An 18,833-nucleotide genomic window follows, 5' to 3' on the forward strand; every position below is an offset into this window, starting at 1 on the left:
ACTCAGCAGCTTTTCTCACTATTTCATCAACTGAACTGCTTTCGTCATGTATAGAACTTTCGTCATGTATAGAAGAAATGGAAATTTGAGGAATATTTCTTAATAGGAAATTAAGCTTTCTTCATTACAATAAGGGAAGGGGATAGGAATAGAAAAGGGTATTTTAAGAAAATGCTAAAGAAAATTTACGTGCCAATAACCGGTACCGTCACCGATATACAAGTTCAGTGCGCCGACCGAATTCGCCAGGGTCAAACGCTGCTGCAATTTAAATCTGGAGAAGCGCTCACCCCCGTGGTGATCGCTTATAACGGTTGGATACGTCATATCTTTATAAAATCCGAGCAAACAGTGACTATCGGGAAGCTACTATACTATTTATTATCGACGTCGTTGACGTCAACGATTTTCAACCGGATTCTGCGGAAGTTAACCCTCATACGAAATTAGGTGAAGCTGGGCGACGTGCGCTTGAACGCCAAGGTCAACGCTCATTCGGTTATCCTACAGGACCGTTATTTGATGCTCCAGAAGCCAGCAATGGAATGAATGGGCCACTGAGGCTCAGTGAAACCTCATCTTCACTTGCTTGGAATGAAAGAAGGCATACCCAATAAAATGAGCGCCAATGCAGCTACGAATAAGACAGCCATAGAGCAAACGGCAGATAATGCTATTCACGATCCAGAATTAGCTAAACAACTTAGTCAGCAATTACAACAAAAATTGCAAATAAGATCTGCATTGCATAAATCACCCACACTTAGTCGATAATTATGAATTTATCATCAGACACGATTATCATCGGTTCCGTAGAAGATCTGGAACATCAGATAAAACAATCGCCCGAGATTAATTATTTGGATGAGTATGGTTATACGCCCCTCATTCAAACGGTTATTGTTGGTGATATTGAAAAAACAAAAAATGCTTATCACCGCCGGCGCAGACGTTAACCAAAAAGATATCACCGGCCGCACCCCGTTACATTGGGCTGTGGCTAATAATAAATATGAATTGATAGAACTGTTAGTCACCAATGACGCTAATCCCAATCCTTATACGCTTACCAGCGAACCTATTTTAGCAAAACCAATTTTACGTCACGATAAAAAACTAAAAAACTATTGGTTAAACACGGCGCCAAATATACCTTCGCCAACGACTATATCCATGCAAAATTATTAGGTCATCGTTTTGAATTGATCGGCAGTGTAGATATTCTTGATGCGGATAGTGTTTTCACGGAAGTTGATTATGAAGGTTTTTATTTGGAGTTCAGCCTCGATTTAATTCGGGATTCGTTATTAAATTTCTCCCACAATTTCGCCGCCCGTCCCATTAACTCATGGTTTAGCTATATTCAAACAATAAGTACCGCATTGAGGCAAGCGAGCGAGGTATTAGAATACGATCACTACTTAAAAAAACCAGAACAACAACAGGAAGCCATTTTCCGGCTATTAAAAAACGATCCCCTCCTTTTTTTACCCATCAGCCAAGAAGGCCATGCGATAACGGGCGTAAAATATAAAAATCTTTATAGCGATTTGCGGTCGCTCTTTAGAATTGGAACCTTTCGATCACATACCCATTTATTTTATAAATCGATCTCAAATATAACGGTACCATTGATAGCCGATCTTTTGTTTCGTAAACAATCCATCCAAGATATTCAAAACACCTTACAAAGACAATTATCTTTGCAGGCTATTGCAGAGATTCCTTTAAAAAATCAAGTCATTGGCAATTGTTCATGGGCAAACGTAGAAGCCATTATTCCCAGCCTCACTTTGATGTTACAACTGCAATCTCATGAATCACCGCAGCCGTCCTCTACGGATCATTTACTTGCTGATAGCTTAGAACTTTTTCATCGCTGGCGGGATTGGGATGCACATCGAGCATTATCAGCGGTCATCCAAGAATTTGAATCAGCCTCACCGGCCCCGTAAAGCGTCGATTGCGGCTCTACTAGCCGGTGTCCTTTTTCAACGGTGTTCTGCGGATAACCCACAACATATTGAACGCGCAAAGCCGATTATAAAAATCTTAAAAACTAAAGGATATGAATATATTCTCGAAAGTTATATTCAATTTTATGTTTACAACCGTTCCACATATGTCGGGAAAAATTTACAACGCTTGTTGTACGCTTACGAGTTGGACGAGGTATTTTAAAGAGAAAAATCTCTGACGCCAGGGACAAGAGCGATGGGGTCTCCAAAAGGAAACAATGCAATGCCCCCTTTGGTCAGCGTTGGCGCGGGTTCCCGCGCGGGCGAAATTCAAAATGGTAAAAATCTCGGTCGTTTACGGCCGAGATTTTTAACCCGCCACAATGACCCTCGCCCCACGCAGAACCCGACCATTGAGTTGATAACCTCTTTGGAGTACTTGAATAACTGTATCTGGTTTTGCCTCAGGTACTGCTTGTACAGACATGGCCTCATGAAGGGCAGGATCAAAAGGATCACCTGAGTTTGGGTTAATGACCTGAACGCCGTGTTTTGCTAACGTGTTATGCAATAAATCAAGCGTCAAGCTCATGCCATCGCGCATGCTTTTCACTTGAGGATCCTCTGAGACTGGACCCTCAAGTCCATGAATAAGACTGTCAGCGACGGGTAAGAGGTCAGTAATTAATTGTTTTGAAGCAAATTTAATAATATCCGCTTTTTCTCGTTCAGTGCGCTTGCGCAAATTATCCATGTCTGCCTGAGCACGCAGGTATTGAGTTTTATACTCGTCGATCTTGCACTCCATGCGAGCGAGCTGAGCTTCTAACTTTTCGCGGCTGGGAAATTCAAGGCCCTCTCGATGAGTCTCCATCTCTTGAGCACCATCATCCCCCACGCCTTGCTCTTGCTCTTGCTCAGCTTCCATCACTTTTTCCCATTTATTTTTTGCTTTGGTTTCAGATTCTGGATTGTTTTTTCTACTCATACAGCCTCCCAATGATGGGACATACTACAACAAAAAATTGATTTTCACAAAAAGATTCACGCTTTCTTAAGGCTTAAACAAATTGAATTGCAAGTCTTTGATGCATTTAAACCGCTTGTTATTAGTGGTGGCAATACCCAAATTATTCTCAACAGCTGTAGCGGCAATAATTGCATCACCGGCACACAAACTGCTGGATAAAGCGTACTCTTCGATATAAATAGCTGCCCGATGTCCTATCTTTTCAGAGAGCGACTGGATTTTAAAATCGTATTCGCGAAGAAAAGCATACATAATTTTGTGTTGGGATTTAGGGATGGCGCATTGGACCATTTCCATGTAAGAGTAGATGGAAATCATTCGCTCTTCTGCTTTTTCAATTAATCCTGCCGCTTTCAGGTTCCCTCTTTGAACCCAAATCAATATATCCGTATCAAAGATCATTGTAACGACCACCGCGTAATGTATCCACCTGCTCAGTGACACTTTTCTCTTCATCATCAGCGAGCATGCCAAAAAAGGAGTGTTCAGTGAGCTTGTTTTTGCTACTGGGCTTTCGATAGGGAAGAATTCTCCCTTTCACTTTACCATGATAGAGAATTTCAATTTCCTCATTTCGATCCAGTGCTTTTAGCACAGATTTCATGTTATAACCTAAATCTAAAATAGATGCTTTCATGTTCGCCTCTAAATATGTAAATGTGTAAATATACATAATTAAAGACTATATTCCAATCTCAATCGATCCAGCTAGAATTCTTAGCGCAAAAAAGCTATGCTCAAAATTGTGAGTAAACCATCATTCAATCGGATTGCCTTAATGGGGCGCGAAGGGGTCGAGGAAGTGCCCGAAACGTTAGTCGCGTTGAAAGATTATCTTGTCTCGTTAAACAGGGAAGTTATTTTAGAAGAAAATGCAGCGCATATGATTAATGGGGGTCGTTTACTCACTGTCCCAGCCAACGATCTCAAAAAAAAAGCAGATTTACTTATCGTCGTGGGCGGCGATGGAAGTCTCTTAAATGCAGCTCATATCGCCGTGCCTCAGCAACTCCCTGTGCTTGGCATCAATCGCGGTCGTTTGGGTTTTTTAACTGATATCCCTCCGAATGAGCCTACCCAAATCAATGACATTCTCGACGGTCATTACCGCGAAGAAGTGCGTTTTTTGTTAGAAGCGACAATCGAAGAAGATAATGAAATCGTTGCGCAAGGCATCGCCCTCAATGATATCGTGTTGTTGTCCGGCAATGCTCCCAAAATGATCGAGTTTGATATCTTTATCAACGACGAATTTGTTTGCAACCAGCGCGCCGATGGGCTAATCATCACAACCCCGACTGGCTCAACCGCCTACGCCCTATCCGGCGGAGGACCTATCTTGCATCCACAGCTAAATGTGATGGCCTTAGTCCCTATGTTTCCCCATACTTTAAGCAGTCGCCCTATCGTGGTCGATGCGGAAAGCCAAATAAAAATTACTATTTCGCCTGAAAATGACGTTTTCCCTTATGTGAGTAACGACGGACAAGAACGCGTATCGATTAAACCTGGCGGAAAGGTTTATACTCGTCAATATCTTTACCCATTGCACCTTATTCACCCCACTGATTACAATTATTATGAGACATTGCGCCGCAAGCTAGATTGGGAAAAACGAGTGGCTAAGGTGTAAGGCATGCTCACGCATATTCACATTAAAAATTTTGTTGTCGTAGAATCTTTAAGTCTTGATTTTGATAAAGGTTTAACTGTGTTAACAGGAGAAACCGGGGCTGGAAAATCCATCATTGTCGACGCCGTCAACCTTACTCTGGGCGAGAGAGCCAATACGACTGTTATCCGCAAGGAAACCGATCAATGCGATATCAGTTTATGCTTCGACATTTCGAATAACTCCGATGCGCAAGCTTGGTTAAAAGCAAAAGATTTTTCGGATGGTTTTGATTGTATTGTACGACGAATTATTTTTTCTGATGGGCGCAGCCGCAGTACGATTAACGGCCATCCTTGTAGACAGCAGTTAATCAGAGAGTTTGCTCACTTTATCTTGCAAATTTACGGCCAACATCAATATCAAACTTTATTAAAACGTGAAAGACAGCAACAATGGTTAGATAATTTTGCGCATCACCACGAACTGCTTGATAAAATTCGACAGGATTATTTCCAATGGAAAAATCTCCAAATGGAATTAAATCAATTAAATGAACAAGCCAAAAACCGTGATCACGAATTATCGCTTCTCAGTTATCAATTTGAAGAATTAGAAAATGCAAATTTACAAGAAGGTGAGTGGAAGACCCTAAGTCAACAACATCAACAATTGCACAATGCCAAATCACTCATTGAAAAATTGACGCAAGCGATTACGCTTACCGTGCAAAGCGATGAAATATCAGCCTCGCGACTTTTGCAACAAGCGATTGAACGAGTGAATGAAATTAAAATGGAAGATTCGCAATTGACTGCCATAAAAGAGATGCTAAATACCGCCGCTATTTATTTGCAAGAGGCTGGAACTGAGCTTAATCATTACTGCGAACGATTGGATTTAAGCGCAGAGAATTTAACTTCATTAGAAACGCGTTTATCCCTACTTCACGATTTAGCGCGCAAACATCACACCAGTCCGGACGATTTAATTGATGTGAGAAAATCTCTCCAAAAGCGGATTGAAAAGCTGAAAAATATTGAAGAGAAAATTCAGAGCTTAAAACAACGCCAGCTTGAAATTAAAACTAACTATGAAAAAACAGCAAGCGAACTTTCAGGCAGCCGAAAAAAAGCTGCAAAAATTTTAGAAAAAAAGATCACTGAAAAAATGCAGCTCTTAGGAATGAACAACGGCCAATTTATGGTTCGATTTGAAAAAGCTGAAACCGAAATTTCACCCCAGGGGAAAGAAAAGATGGCTTTTTATATCAACACCAATCCCGGGCAAGAATTTTTACCGTTACAAAAAATTGTTTCCGGTGGAGAACTTTCTCGCATTAGCTTAGCGCTTCAAGTCATTACCGCACAAAAAGAAAATACATCAGTATTGATTTTTGATGAAGTGGACACCGGTATCGGCGGCAAAACGGCGGGCATCGTGGGCCAATTATTGCGCGAACTCGGTGAAAAAACACAAGTGTTATGCATCACGCATTTGCCACAGGTTGCCGCACTGGGACACCATCACCTTTACGTCAAAAAAATAATTAGAAAAAACAGTGTTTCTACCGCAATTGAGCAACTAACGAAAAAAGAGCGCGTAGAAGAATTAGCGCGAATGTTAAGTGGAACTAAAATTACCCAACAAACAATTGCCCATGCGGAATCCCTGCTAGCCTGCGAAGATTCCGCTTAATTCTGATATAATTTATGCTGTGGTTTTTGATCGTGAAACACAGATCTCTTAGTTCGGCTAACACGAAACAATAACTGTTCAAAAGCTTCTATTTCTACAGTACTCTCGATAGCAAGCTCCAGAATATTTTCATAGTAGATTTTATCTTCGTAGTATTTGTAGTATTCAAAACATAAGAAACTTTCTAAAACATCTGGATGGCACTGAAGCAGCCTGAGGGGTTATTTTATTTAGGCACCTGATATATAAACACCAAAAAGGGCTCTCCTCGTCGTCATCTGAGATACAGGTATTTTTTTTCGTTCCCTTCCGTAAAAAAGCGATTAATTCATTATCAGGTAAACGACAAACATATTCAATCAACACTGCCAATTTCTCTTTTAGACGATTCGAATAGGGTGATTCTAGTCTATTAACATAGTGGAAAAAATAGCGTGACAGAATTATTGTCTTCGTCATAATTATTATAATGATTTTCAAGAAAGCTTATCCCCGAGAGAAAGGAAGGTGGTTGATAATTCCATCGATAAGAGTAAATATTATTTTTTTCATTTAGATTTGCTAAAACCGGAGAATATTCCCGATGTCTTTCAATCAACGAAAAGTGTTCTTCTTCAATTATCTCGACGACAAATCGGAGTGGTGTGGAGGATAGAGCATTATCTTTTAATAAAGATTGAAATTTCTCATCTAGACCATCAAAGTGCTCATTTTTCCCGGCCCGGGCCGTTGTTGGAGCAACTGAAAAAACGTCGCCGCAAAATCTATATTAAGGTATGCGTCTTTTAACCAGGGGATTAGCTATTCAAAAAAATCTCTGGACTTCCGTATTGAATTTTCAATTTCTTCATCCCTAGAACAATAATGAAGTTTCATCCATAAAGCCGTAGCTCCTTTAAAGGGACCTTCGTGAAGCGAACGGCTTAAAACAACCAAGGCTTCTTCGGGTGTGGGGTAATCCTGAAACTTAAATGTAGAGGCAATCTCGGAAATTTCCTGATAGGAAAGAATTGGCCGATCCGATTTTTTTCTTCAATTTTCAGTCCATTGCTGGGCGGCGAAGGTGATGAGGCTTGACGAAGCATAATGTATTTTTCCTTACTGTAGGTTCATCAAATTAAAAGCCTTACTCGGTGATGCGAAGCACCTGCGTGAGCCCGCCAAACAGGACAGATAGTCCCCTCTGAGGAATCTCTACTAGCTGCAAAGATCCCGCTTAGAAGGTTAAATTAACAGACGTAGGAAACGTATCTTTCTACGTAGCAAATGCGATAATAGCCGTGCCAGAGGTTGTATCGGCAATGACGGACGTAACTTACTTGTCGGTAAGCATAATCATGACTTGCAGCCACACCTGGGATCATTCCCAACACTGCTCCAAAAACAAGTGCAGTAACGAAAAAGCCACCACCGTGGTGGTAGTGATGACACTAATGGGGATAGTAATGAGCATAGGCGTAAGAAGGCGTCACTGCAAAAAGGCTAGTGATAGCCACTACTCGCGCTAGGGCGCTTAATAATTTTTCTTAATTTTCATAAAGTTACCGCCTCTTTCTATTAACGTTGCGCAATAACACAACGAGATAATATTACCTTATCGCAACAAAATGTGAAATTTTTTCAGCACGCCCGCTACCCCCCCCAAACGACTATTTTTCGCAATCATGGCAAATGCCATAAATCGTCAGATTATGGTCCGTCATTCTGAATTTAGATTTCTTCACAATGACGGCTTGGCGATCCTCTATTAGAGCATCTACAAACTCTTCCACTTTGCTGCAATGCACGCACACCAAATGATCATGGTGCTCGCCTTGATCGATCTCAAAAATAGAATGGCCGCCTTCAAAATTATGCCGTTTGACCAGGCCCGCTGCTTCGAATTGCGTGAGCACCCGATAGACAGTAGCAAGCCCCACATCTTCTCCCATTTCTACTAATTTACGATAGACATCTTCTGCACTCATGTGATGCGGGTCCTCATTCTCTAAAATTTTTAACACCTTAATTCGCGGCAGGGTAACCTTGAGGCCTGCCTTTCGCAATTCTTGATCTTCCAAAGTGACCCCCAGCAAATTTACTGTCGAAGAAGTATTTTATCACACACCTATCAAAAATCCCTGATTGGATGGCATTCAAAAACAGATGCGATATAATCACTACTCTTCAAATAAAAAGGAGCTTCTATGCAGCGTACAATGACTTTGTTCTCTCTTTTGATCTGTATGGCCATTACTCTAACCGGCTGCATTTACCGTCCGCCTGTCCAACAAGGCAATGTGATTACCGATAAAGACTTAGGTGCTTTACATAAAGGCATGACAAAAACCAAGGTGGAATCCCTGTTAGGAACCCCTGTATTGACCAATATCTATGTTGACAAGCGTTTGGTGTACGTGTATACCTTTAAAAAAGAAGGCCATCACAAAATGCACTCTACGCGTCTAATTGTGTATTTACGTGATAATTGCGTCGTGAGTTTCTGGACTGATAAAAATCAACCCAGAGACAGGGTTATCCTCCCTCACCCTTAACCATTTGCCGAATTTTTCCGCGTTTAGCCCGCAATAAACGTGCTTGCTTAGGATCCATGCTTAGAGGGCGGTAGATCTCGATCCGGTCGCCATCACACAGCCCCGCATCGAGTGTGGTGCGTTTATTGTGAATGCCGACGATCGCTTGAGATAAATTAAGCTCAGGAAATTGCTGTAAAATCCCTGAACGTTTAACGGCCACCACCAAGGTGCAACTTTCTTCAACCGTTAACGGGATCTCAACTTGTTTTTCGGGAATAGCGTAGGCGACAATAACGGAGATCATGCCTTTTTCCCATAAACGACATCCGCTCGTTCACAAAAAGCATCGACTAACAGGGTAGCCACTTGGTTAAGCAGTGGGCCAAACATTAACGTTAACCCTAGGCAGCGCGAAGCGAATTCAAATTCCAAATCTAGAGAAACTCGACAACGGTCACCATCCAGGGGTCCAAAACGCCAAAAACCCTCCAATTGCCGAAAAGGCCCATTAATTAGCTGGATTTCTATCATTCTATAAGGCTGGAGCCGGTTTAAAGTAGTAAATGACTTACTGAATCCCCCCCAGGCAAACGAGATCGTGGCGCGTATTTCTTCGTGCGTGCAGCTATCGATGCGGCTTTCGCTACAAAAAGGGACGAATTCAGAATACGATTCCACATCGTTAACCAATTCGTACATTTGATTTTGAGGATAAGAAACAACTTTACTTTTATTGATATTGGGCATACCGTTCCGATAATATAGCCAACGCCATGAACAAGCAAATTTCCAAAAAACCGGCACAACGAACTATCGCTCTAAATAAAAGGGCATTGCACGACTATTACGTTGAGCAGCGATTTGAGGCAGGGTTAGTGTTGGAAGGCTGGGAAGTCAAAAGTATTCGCGCGGGCCGCGTGCAATTGCGGGATAGTTACGTTGTCTTTAAAGGCTGTGAAGCCTGGTTAATTGGTGCGCACCTCTCCCCACTTCCCAATGTCGCGGAAGATATGAAAGCTGACCCTCAACGCTCGCGGAAATTACTTTTGAACAAGCGTGAAATTGGAAAACTGTTTGGAGCAGTTCAAAAACAAAGCTTAACAGTGGTTCCGCTGGATTTACATTGGCATAAAAATCATGTCAAAGCTGAAATCGCCCTTGCAAAAGGTAAAAAAACCCACGATAAGCGAGAAACCATCAAACGCCGCGAGTGGGAACACGAGAAACATCGTGTGTTGAAATCTCATGGATAAACGCTCCTCACTCCCACCAATAGTCCGTCACGTCACTTGCGACCAAATGACGGAGCCTGCTTTCCAGGGTAAATATACCGATTTAGAAGAGACTGGCAGTTATCTCTGTCGACAATGCGGGATAGTATTATTTTTCGTTCACAAGATAAATTTCATTCGGCCTGCGGCTGGCCGAGTTTCGCCGCGGCTATTGCGGAAACAATAAAGCGATTGCCCGATCCTGATGGGCAGCGCATTGAAATTCGTTGCGAACATTGCGGAGCCCATTTAGGACATGTTTTTAAAGGAGAAGCGTTAACGTCTAAAAATACACGTTATTGCGTAAATTCCTTGAGTTTGGATTTTGTAACCGATAACCAAATCCGCGATACCGGAGAAGCGATTTTCGCCGGCGGGTGCTTTTGGGGTGTAGAATATTATTCTAAACGTTTACGGGGCGTTTTAAAAACTGAAGTCGGCTACATAGGTGGACATAAAAACAACCCTACCTATCAAGAAGTGTGCAGCAGTACGACGGGACATGTCGAAGCTATCCGCGTTTTATACGATCCTCAACAAATTAACTATGAAAAAATCCTTCATTATTTTTTTGAAATTCACGATCCCACACAAACGGATGGACAAGGTCCTGACATTGGCGATCAATATCACAGTGTTATTTTTTATTATGATAATCAACAAAAACAGATGGCTAAAACGGCAATAAAGACGTTAACAGAAAAGGGTTATCGCATTACCACTGGACTAGCGCCAGTGAGTATTTTTTGGCCTGCGGAAGATTATCATCAGGATCATTATCAAAAAAAGGGGAAATAGCCTTTATCATCACTATGTAAAGCGTTTTTAATTAAGCATTTTGCTTCTTACAAAATGCGATACAGCGGGCGTGTGGAATCACTTTGCCGCCACAATTGGAATAACACTGACGATCATCCGATTCACAACCGCAATTGAAAGAACAATAAGAATAATACACAAAATAAGCATTCCGCTACAGCTTGTATTCGACATCGCTACTCCCGAAAACTACAATGCGATTGACAATCAGACTTTTGAGCCAAACATTCGTTAACACATTGACATGCCCGGAACGATTTTGGAGGGATATAAGTGTAAGCCAGTCTCATAAATGGGGACACAGCCATTTAAGACAAAAGCCAATCCTATGGGAGCAAATAATTTTTGCAAGGTCTTCGTGGAGTGTATTTTACTGGAGGCCAATTTAAATGTCTATTTTTCCGTTCGATAGCAGCATTTACCCTGCCGCCCAATTGATTTACAATAAAGTGTGAATTCGGGGGCGACCAGGCTTCGACGTGGATCCTGAAACCCGAGACGCATGTCGAGCCGGCAACGAAGGCTCGTAAATACATCAGTTGCAAACAGATAGTTGCAAACGATAGTAATTATCTCCAAGAAGCTTACGCATAAAGCTTCTTCCGTTGCTGGGATTCGCTTATAGATCCCTACCAGCGGCCATAGCATATAAGCTCGCCCTCAAGCATGGCTCATGACTTAAAGGTTAAACAGAAGAGCTCGCAGTCAATTTTCCCTGCGCGTCGGGCAATTGGCTGTTAAATTGTAGACGATGCTAAGCATGTAGTGTCAACGGCGGATGATTTATGGACGCGGGTTCAATTCCCGCCGCCTCCACCATGTAGAATTTTGATTTTAAAGACTATTTCTCAAATCCTGCACAAGAGGGCTCGATGTATTCTAGAACCAAATACGACGATCATTTTTGTACTGCTGTATAAACAGTTCTTGGGGTATTTTGTACCCTAAACATCTGCGAGGGCGCCGGTTCATTTTTGTAACGAGTTGATCAGGCTCTTCTTGTGTAATTCTGTCAATATCAGCTTCCCTGCAAGTACCACTTAACCGACCATTCATATATTCATTGCTCCCTTTTTGCCAAGGTGAATATCTTTCGTAACAATAAACCTTACATTCATTATCGGGTTCAAGTTGCCTGTAATTAGCGAACTCAATGCCTTGACCAAAAGTAATAGTTTTAAACATTTTTTCAGAAAGAAGTGGCAAATTTTTTCTTTATTTTATCCATCACAGCTCGAGAATATCTGCGGTTATTTTTTATTAGAAAAACCATTCGAGATTTTCGTTCAACCAATATCGTTACGACTTTTTTTTTCGTTCCCTTAAACTGAACAGTATCTCCTTCCCAGTGTCCAAAGCGTTTTCTGGTTGCAATCTCCTCACACCTTTGGGTAATTAAGCGTATTTTTCCGTATCGCCAAGGACTTTTTTGTCTGGCATAACACTTTTGTCTCTTAGGTTCTTTATACGATAAGCAATGATAAAGTGCTTTATTTTTCGACCGATAGACGAATTGACAAATCGTTTCAGGACAGGCATAAAAAGTGAGTTTGCGGTATTTCATGCGACCTGATATTTGTTCCAGACTCCAACCCTTTTCTAAGCTTCTAACAACGTAATCCCGCAGCACACTATTTTTTTGTAATTTGCTTAGCCGTTTTTGCTTTCCCCGCTCTTCTGTTTTTAATTGGCTCTTTATAGGCTCAGTACCCCATCCGGCTCACTATTACCTTTCAGTTCTCGGTATAGCGTTGACCTCTCGGTATAGCGTTGACCGATGCTTTGATAACTGCTTTGTTATCTCCGTCATGGAAAACTCTATTTCAAGCAATGTATAAAAACAACGTCGATCTGAGATCGTCAAATGAGTATACTTACCCATACGATAGTCTCCTTGTTATTCAACTCTCTCAAGAACATGAATATATAGGATTTTTGACTGTCACACTTCTATTTAGGATTTGCCCTCTCAGAGGGCTCATTCATAGACAAACCAGGGACAATGAAATTAAACGGAAACCCTGCTCCGCCTCCTTTTGACTCAAAAGAAAATCGAAAAATCGTTTAATTATAAGCTTGCTTATGAAAAGAATGCTTCAAGAACATTGCGCTCTGTGCGTTATGAACTGAGTTAATCGCCCTTCATCTTTCTAACTTCGTGTTTTCCTCGCAGAATTTAAGCAAATGCTGGCATGGAGTGCTATTCTCTGTTGAGATTTTATAATTCATTTAATTGCATTTCTTTTTTCTTCGCTATAACACTGTGTTATTGATAATCTCATTATCTTCGTCATTTAAAAAATTTAAATAATCAAGATCCCACTATTTCAGTTTCTTGGTTTCAAAATAACTGATATTAGTTGTAAGAAACTGAGAAATTTCATCAACCTCAACTCCTTTAATTTTATCTAATAAAATGAGTATTCAATTGAATATTCGATCGAAACTATCTTTAAGCTTTTATAATTCTTCTTCATCATTTTCGTATTCCTGGTGCATCAATACAACCACACAAATTTTATAGGTTTGATCGGAAGCAATTTCTTGATCAGGTAACACATCAATAAATAACCCCAACGTGCTTTTAACATGTTTTTCCATGATATTCTTTAATTTTCTATTGATTGCCTTAATGCGATCATTGAGCTCATCTGGAAACCCTGGGCGTATGTATCTTTTAGCAATCCACGTAGTAAGGATTTTTAATGGCTGATCTGCCGTTACAACAGAATCTGCTTGTAAGTTTTCTAGCTGATCTCGTCGAATAAAATATCGTTCATAAGGGAAAATGCTAAATTACCCATCGCGTCAATAAATAAGTGTAGTTCTCTAGGATTTTTCCTTTAACTCGATCTTAGTAACATTGCTCAATGTCATATGTGCGAATAATTTCAACGCCTGGCTCCTTGCTTCCAGCCATTCTGTTTTATTTTCTGAGAGTCGATGAATGTTTTTTGCATTGTGAATCATAAAATCAATATCATTGAGTTTATCCTCCCTCTCCTCCTTGCATAAGGGTTCAAAACCATGTTTTTTTAGCAACGCCTCATGCGCCTCCTCTTATTGCCGCCTGGTTGTAACAGATCGATTATCGCTGTTTAAATATTGACAGATGCTACCTAAATCCCACTGTCTACCTTTTAAAAGCGACTCATTGGAATCGCCTAATGTTTTATGGAATAACTGCCTAGACGCCCCAATTTTTTTCTCTCCAAGCTTTACCAATTTCATAAAGACGATTTAAGCGCTCTTAGTTCTTCTTACGCATTTCAATTTCTTCTGACGCCATCCAACCGTAAATCGTAGGACGAGTGACTCGTAAAATAGCTGCTAATTCCAAAACATTGAGACCCATTGATCGCTTTACTTGCTGGAGCTGCTCATTAAATGATCGCATCTCAATGGCATGAGGCACAGCACTTTGCTGCGATTGAGTGCCGACAACAGCGGTGGACTCTTGTCCTAGCAGGGGATAGAAGCCCAATTGAGTTGTCCCTGTACCAATCGCCAATACCCCTACCAAGGCAGCTACAAGGACAGGAGTCACTTTAGGATTGTATTCTATAAAATCAGTCCCTTGTGTAGAACTATCTTCCACCTCAACCAATCCGGTATGTGGCAGATTAGATAATGAGATCTCGCTTTTATACATACATCCCTTACTTCCAGCTTACCAAGTTCGCCGCCCCAATTGCTTGAGAGAATCCTTAATAAATTACTTCATGTAATCGATAAAGCCATCTTAAAATGACGTCTATATCAAAATCACCTTGGTCCGTACTAAAATAATCGAGGTCTAATAATAAGAAATCTTTTTCGGGCTCACGTCGTCCTTCAAAAGTTAGAAACTTACCCGATCCAAACAATTCTGGTGGTATAAAAACATTTTATAATCCACCAACGAACTGCCTATCAGCGATGCGAATAGCCTGAATTTTTATCACGCCTTCTTTGGCTGTACTGGGTGGTTTCTGTTTTGGTTAAAAATTGATATAACGCAATCCTAAACTAATAAAGAGAGAAAACTTTAAAAGCTCATGGAATTTACTCAATACCCCTGCAAATTTTTCCAATAAAGGTTGGAAGCGATCACAACAGGTCGTATGGATGATGATTGTTTGCTTATCAAGGATAATACCGGTTTGCTTGTTTTTATCTATAAAATGCTATTGCTGCTATTGCTTCAAAATGGCATGATTGAGCTGTTGGCCTTCCTTTAATTGAAGCGCCTAAATATTAGCAAACTGATAATGAAGGAAGAGATCAGGAATCTTATCCTGAAACTCAGGAACATATTTTTCAATGTCCCCGATGCTAGTAAACTTCACCTGTGCTAACACGTAGGTCAGAGGTGATTTAGACAATTTCGGGTGCATCCTGACTCCTCTACTCTTTGGTTTCAGTATAGGTTAAGTCTATCAGAAACTTTACATAAAATTTATATTGTAAATTTCCTTGACGCCAGCTCAATAGCAATAGCGCGTGATACACTTTTAAAATTGAACTGCTAGCGATCGCATAAAAACAGCTAAAATTAGAGGGCTCTTCTACTGACAATAGTAGAAAGTTAGTCAATGAGCTTCTGCTAAGTCCATCACATGAACATAATCTCGAACAAAAGCCACCTAAAAGTGGATGAAATGATAAATCACCCATTAAAAAAATAGTTATTAAAGATTTCTTTATGGAAAGGGGGCCTCGAAGTAAGCTAGCATATGACTTCATTCAAGAAACGCTTGTCTTCCGCAGATTGTAATTTTAACATATGGCAATAGATCTTGTCCTAGTCGCCCGTTCCTTAATACAGGGTCGTCTTTCAAACTTCTTAACTTATTCCATTATCCTTTCTCCCAGGGATCTTCTACTATTCTTTAATTTTTCCGCCGCCACCATTTTTTCTTTTATTGAAATTCCCTCTCTAAAGAATAAAAAAGAACTGGGAATCATAATCCTCTTTTCTTTCGTTTAAGTGAATTATGTATTGCTCTAATATTAAGAGCAGAAACGCTTTATTTTTATGCTGTGAGGTGAGGGTAAAATTAGGAATATCACTAATTAATAGGTTCCAAGAATTCTTTATAAGCGTCGTAGCTTTTTGCCATTCTTGAACGTTGTTAACGCTAGAGAAAAAGGTATCAACGCGATCAATTAATTCAAAAAACGTCCTTGTACTTTAAGTGCGGTAGCTTTTTCGAAAAGCGGTTTTACTGATAACGAAAAATCAGAAAAAAGGAAACTATCAAGTATAAGATGACCTTTTAAACTTATCAAAATACGTAAGGAGCGATCGCTAATACCGACCACCTCATTAAGACGACTTCCTATTTTGTTTTTAAATTCGAGTAGCAACTCTAAAAACGCAAGGCTTCGTTCGAGGTCCTAAGCAAGTAGCGCCTTATCAAGAGGGCGATGCCGCTCCTCAACTTCAATACCGACGATAAAGCGGAAAAGCCGTGGGGTCATAGCCTGGACCTATAGCATTAAATAAGGTTCTAAAACGATGTTCTTTATCGCTGGTCTGAATAATAAAAGATTGATCTTAATAGATAATCTACCAATTACCTCTAACTGACCGCCAAGTAACATCTGACAAATATTATAAGCGTTATCTAATGGAAAAGCCGCTAAATAAGTCATATTAAAGACTATGGTATTCTCTCAAGAATCGTTTTTTCTTCTCAAAAGAGAATAATCGCCATACTTGAGGGACAATAACAATAGGATAGAATGCAAATTAAGACTCGCTGCCAAGCACGCTAGCCTTTTTCTGCTTGTCTAATTTCGTGCTCCATTCATTCGGTGCCTGAAATCTCAAAAGAGGATTTTTTAATACTGTCAAATCAAATATTTTTGCCTTCTGCCTCGCTGATTTCTTTCCAAAATAAATCCATCAGGGCATCTAACGGTAAATTTTCCATCTCACTTTTTGTAAGGCGGTCAAAATTATCAAGCGTTAGATGTTTCAAAGGATAAGGCGTGACCTCCTTACCTAACACGGCAGGTAATAAACCGCTTCGAGAAAACATAAAAATTTCTCCTCTATGACCTTGCCTTTCTAATTTCCGAACCGCATCAATTGCCGATAATCTTGATCTAAGAATTCCAACTGCTTCATTCGGGTCTATATTATCAAAAACCCCTTCAAGCTATTGATTATGTCGACAACCTCAAAATCCTCTTAAATTAGAATACCGGTTATTAGGAATGTGAGCGCTGCAAAGAACGATATAATCCCCTTTGACTCCCTTCATCGTCGTAATTTCATATTGATTGTGCTTTAAGGCCTTAATAACAGTCACTTCAGTGTTAGTAAAATATTTTACTGTGATGCCCTGTCGTTGGGATTGCTCTTGCAAAGAGAGATAAATCAGTTAAATAATGACCAAAATAGGTTCGGGGTGGAAACGGGGTGGTTATATTTGGATAATTTGTAGAAAACCACTTAGCAAATCTAGATTGATCTTCAAAACCAGCGTGCATGGCGGAAACAAGCAGATTTAAAATATAACGATCTTCTTCAGGAGAAGAAGGTAGTCCTGGTCTAATACTAACTACAAGCGTAAACAATAATTCCCACGTCCAAGTCGGGATAGATGGAGCCGCCAGGGGCCATGTTGCTGGCACACCGATTCAACATAAGTTAATAACCCAAATAAAAGTGTGGCAATAATCATAAAAGATACGCGTAGTACTAAAATTACTAATGACAACGCACAAATGGATTCCACTACAAGCTGGATGGGCATTATAATTTCTGCTTTAGTGCCAAGAAATTCGATAAAGGTTCAGAAAAAAGCCAGAGAATCTGTATTTTCTATAAACATAGATGAGCTGTTGATAACCCATAATAGTAAACTAATGCAATAGATAATCTTCGTAAATTTGAAATACTAACATGGCCCCAATCAGCACTGTCAATAACTTTAACCACAGGAAATGAAGTAATTTAGCGTAAATAGGGCGTACTGTACGGAAAGCCGAATTGTCATAGTCATGCCGAGTCTGATTTTATAACATAATTTATACATCCACAAACTGATTATTCCAAAGATTGCAAAGGTCATTGCTGTTTTAATGCCGACAAGGTTGGATAATTGATTAAGGTTGTTTGATAAACAATTAACGTACCAAAGCAGTAAGGAAGCGACAAGAATAACATTCACTAAAACTTGCTTATTTTCAAAAACTTTAAAGCCAAAGAACTGAATTCTTTTATTCTCTCTCTGCAACAAGGCATGATCTGACAAAAAGGATAACCATACAAATACAGAATATAAAAAAGGTAACAAATATTCAAACGTCGATATTATTCCCAGCAAACACAAATGCGATAAATAATAAAAGAAAAATATCAAGGTAGCGGTAAAAAACATAACGTTGCGCATAATAAACAAAATTATTGCCACCGCAGTCAAGAATAAAATTACCGCTGTTAGATGCCCTAGTATAGCAGCTTCATGAGGCACTAAGCGAGGTAGGTTTTTCAATACAACAAAATTATTATGCATAGCAAGAAACATAAGACGTTGCGACACCCCACTTGAAGTAAAGAAATTAGCATCCCATAAAGAAAAAAATTCGTTTAGTAGAACAGCCGCCCCAATTAGAAAATCCAAAATACCCATCCAGCGGATTCTAGTAAGGTAAATAGCGAATTTTTTAAGTTTATCCATAATAAAGCCTCCAGTAATTTTAATAACTGGTCATTCCCGCGGGGACGCCTAGGCGTCAACTTAAGCACAAACCCCTAATGGCTGTAAAGTTGATGCTTCTCTTTCATTCACCTTGTTCCTTTCAAAGCTTCTTAACACAAGGGGCCTCTATCATTACCCACCCGTGGTGAAGCGTGAAAAACTTAAAAACCCGTCGTCCTCCCGCGGGGGCATCTGCTGTATTAATTGAAGCATACAAAACCTTCACGGCCGAGTC

15 protein-coding genes, 1 other RNA gene and 9 pseudogenes are annotated in these 18,833 nt (G+C 40.2%); 9 read left to right on the top strand and 16 right to left on the bottom strand.

The window, feature by feature from the left end; all coding sequences use genetic code 11:
• Positions 1-171: 171 nt before the first annotated feature.
• Positions 172-774: pseudogene (locus OWO34_RS05795) on the top strand (acetyl-CoA carboxylase biotin carboxyl carrier protein subunit).
• A gap of 2 nt (positions 775-776) precedes the next feature.
• Positions 777-2,181, top strand: a pseudogene (gene ankH / locus OWO34_RS05800) (Dot/Icm T4SS effector AnkH/LegA3).
• Between the two features lie 147 nt (positions 2,182-2,328).
• Here the strand turns inward: ankH and grpE are convergent.
• From grpE to OWO34_RS05815, 3 genes are read right to left on the bottom strand one after another with little or no spacing between them, the layout of a single operon-like run.
• The gene (gene grpE, locus OWO34_RS05805; RefSeq protein WP_267256860.1) at positions 2,329-2,958 is read right to left on the bottom strand and encodes a nucleotide exchange factor GrpE; all 630 of its coding nucleotides are present in this window, start codon (positions 2,956-2,958) and stop codon (positions 2,329-2,331) included.
• A gap of 54 nt (positions 2,959-3,012) precedes the next feature.
• Entirely contained in the window at positions 3,013-3,390 is a 378-nt protein-coding gene (locus tag OWO34_RS05810) for a PIN domain-containing protein (protein ID WP_267256861.1), read from the bottom strand.
• Positions 3,380-3,661 carry a type II toxin-antitoxin system Phd/YefM family antitoxin gene (locus tag OWO34_RS05815; protein ID WP_267256862.1) on the bottom strand — a complete coding sequence of 94 codons (282 nt, stop codon included), beginning with the start codon at positions 3,659-3,661 and terminating at the stop codon, positions 3,380-3,382. The genes OWO34_RS05810 and OWO34_RS05815 overlap by 11 nt, the downstream gene beginning before the upstream one ends.
• A gap of 60 nt (positions 3,662-3,721) precedes the next feature.
• On the opposite strand from OWO34_RS05815, the gene OWO34_RS05820 reads away from it, so the two are divergent.
• The 3 genes from OWO34_RS05820 to OWO34_RS05830 all read left to right on the top strand — a co-directional run bounded on the left by OWO34_RS05820 (position 3,722) and on the right by OWO34_RS05830 (position 7,087).
• Positions 3,722-4,621 (top strand): NAD(+) kinase, encoded by a 900-nt coding sequence (locus tag OWO34_RS05820; RefSeq protein ID WP_267256863.1) that lies wholly within the window; start codon positions 3,722-3,724, stop codon positions 4,619-4,621.
• 3 nt (positions 4,622-4,624) lie between these two features.
• Positions 4,625-6,298 (top strand): DNA repair protein RecN, encoded by a 1,674-nt coding sequence (gene recN / locus OWO34_RS05825; protein WP_267256864.1) that lies wholly within the window; start codon positions 4,625-4,627, stop codon positions 6,296-6,298.
• Positions 6,299-6,805: 507 nt separating this feature from the next.
• A complete protein-coding gene (locus OWO34_RS05830; RefSeq protein WP_267256865.1) occupies positions 6,806-7,087 on the top strand; it encodes a hypothetical protein in 282 nt (93 codons plus the stop codon).
• A 440-nt stretch (positions 7,088-7,527) separates the two neighbouring features.
• On the opposite strand, the pseudogene OWO34_RS05835 reads toward OWO34_RS05830, so the two are convergent.
• Together OWO34_RS05835 and fur are read right to left on the bottom strand one after the other, a co-directional pair.
• Positions 7,528-7,877 (bottom strand): annotated as a pseudogene (locus OWO34_RS05835) (hypothetical protein).
• A 70-nt stretch (positions 7,878-7,947) separates the two neighbouring features.
• A complete protein-coding gene (gene fur, locus OWO34_RS05840; RefSeq protein ID WP_267256866.1) occupies positions 7,948-8,358 on the bottom strand; it encodes a ferric iron uptake transcriptional regulator in 411 nt (136 codons plus the stop codon).
• A 126-nt stretch (positions 8,359-8,484) separates the two neighbouring features.
• On the opposite strand from fur, the pseudogene OWO34_RS05845 reads away from it, so the two are divergent.
• Positions 8,485-8,869 (top strand): annotated as a pseudogene (locus OWO34_RS05845) (outer membrane protein assembly factor BamE).
• Here OWO34_RS05845 and OWO34_RS05850 read toward each other — a convergent pair.
• Positions 8,813-9,118, bottom strand: coding sequence for an RnfH family protein (locus OWO34_RS05850; protein ID WP_267256867.1), 306 nt, complete (start codon positions 9,116-9,118; stop codon positions 8,813-8,815). The pseudogene OWO34_RS05845 and the gene OWO34_RS05850 sit on opposite strands and share 57 nt — an antisense overlap.
• Complete coding sequence (locus OWO34_RS05855) at positions 9,115-9,561, bottom strand: type II toxin-antitoxin system RatA family toxin (RefSeq protein ID WP_267256868.1); 447 nt, start codon at positions 9,559-9,561, stop codon at positions 9,115-9,117. Before OWO34_RS05855 ends, OWO34_RS05850 begins: the two co-directional genes overlap by 4 nt.
• Before the next feature lie 26 nt (positions 9,562-9,587).
• Here OWO34_RS05855 and smpB point away from each other — a divergent pair, with 26 nt between their 5' ends.
• Together smpB and OWO34_RS05865 are read left to right on the top strand one after the other, a co-directional pair.
• Complete coding sequence (smpB, locus tag OWO34_RS05860) at positions 9,588-10,067, top strand: SsrA-binding protein SmpB (protein ID WP_267256869.1); 480 nt, start codon at positions 9,588-9,590, stop codon at positions 10,065-10,067.
• A pseudogene (locus OWO34_RS05865) lies at positions 10,060-10,914 on the top strand (bifunctional methionine sulfoxide reductase B/A protein). Before smpB ends, OWO34_RS05865 begins: the two are co-directional and overlap by 8 nt.
• On the opposite strand, the pseudogene OWO34_RS05870 reads toward OWO34_RS05865, so the two are convergent.
• Positions 10,915-11,273, bottom strand: a pseudogene (locus OWO34_RS05870) (hypothetical protein).
• 90 nt (positions 11,274-11,363) lie between these two features.
• Between OWO34_RS05870 and ssrA the strand changes: the two are divergent.
• Positions 11,364-11,723: a transfer-messenger RNA gene (ssrA, locus tag OWO34_RS05875) on the top strand.
• A gap of 60 nt (positions 11,724-11,783) precedes the next feature.
• Here ssrA and OWO34_RS09995 read toward each other — a convergent pair.
• The 8 genes and pseudogenes from OWO34_RS09995 to OWO34_RS05910 form a co-directional block, all read right to left on the bottom strand.
• Positions 11,784-12,786, bottom strand: a pseudogene (locus OWO34_RS09995) (IS30 family transposase).
• A 578-nt stretch (positions 12,787-13,364) separates the two neighbouring features.
• The gene (locus OWO34_RS05885; protein WP_267256871.1) at positions 13,365-13,505 is read right to left on the bottom strand and encodes a hypothetical protein; all 141 of its coding nucleotides are present in this window, start codon (positions 13,503-13,505) and stop codon (positions 13,365-13,367) included.
• 228 nt (positions 13,506-13,733) lie between these two features.
• Complete coding sequence (locus tag OWO34_RS05890; RefSeq protein ID WP_267256872.1) at positions 13,734-13,946, bottom strand: hypothetical protein; 213 nt, start codon at positions 13,944-13,946, stop codon at positions 13,734-13,736.
• A 208-nt stretch (positions 13,947-14,154) separates the two neighbouring features.
• Positions 14,155-14,556 (bottom strand): MerR family transcriptional regulator, encoded by a 402-nt coding sequence (locus OWO34_RS05895; protein WP_267256873.1) that lies wholly within the window; start codon positions 14,554-14,556, stop codon positions 14,155-14,157.
• A 1,056-nt stretch (positions 14,557-15,612) separates the two neighbouring features.
• Positions 15,613-16,337 (bottom strand): annotated as a pseudogene (locus tag OWO34_RS09840) (hypothetical protein); the annotation flags it as partial.
• Positions 16,338-16,744: 407 nt separating this feature from the next.
• The gene (locus tag OWO34_RS05900; RefSeq protein WP_267256874.1) at positions 16,745-16,930 is read right to left on the bottom strand and encodes a hypothetical protein; all 186 of its coding nucleotides are present in this window, start codon (positions 16,928-16,930) and stop codon (positions 16,745-16,747) included.
• Between the two features lie 280 nt (positions 16,931-17,210).
• Complete coding sequence (locus OWO34_RS05905; RefSeq protein WP_267256875.1) at positions 17,211-17,471, bottom strand: FAD/NAD(P)-binding protein; 261 nt, start codon at positions 17,469-17,471, stop codon at positions 17,211-17,213.
• Positions 17,448-18,577 (bottom strand): annotated as a pseudogene (locus OWO34_RS05910) (hypothetical protein); the annotation flags it as partial. The gene OWO34_RS05905 and the pseudogene OWO34_RS05910, both read right to left, overlap by 24 nt.
• Positions 18,578-18,833 lie beyond the last annotated feature (256 nt).

The organism is Coxiella endosymbiont of Ornithodoros maritimus (assembly GCF_907164965.1).
Lineage (GTDB): Bacteria > Pseudomonadota > Gammaproteobacteria > Coxiellales > Coxiellaceae > Coxiella.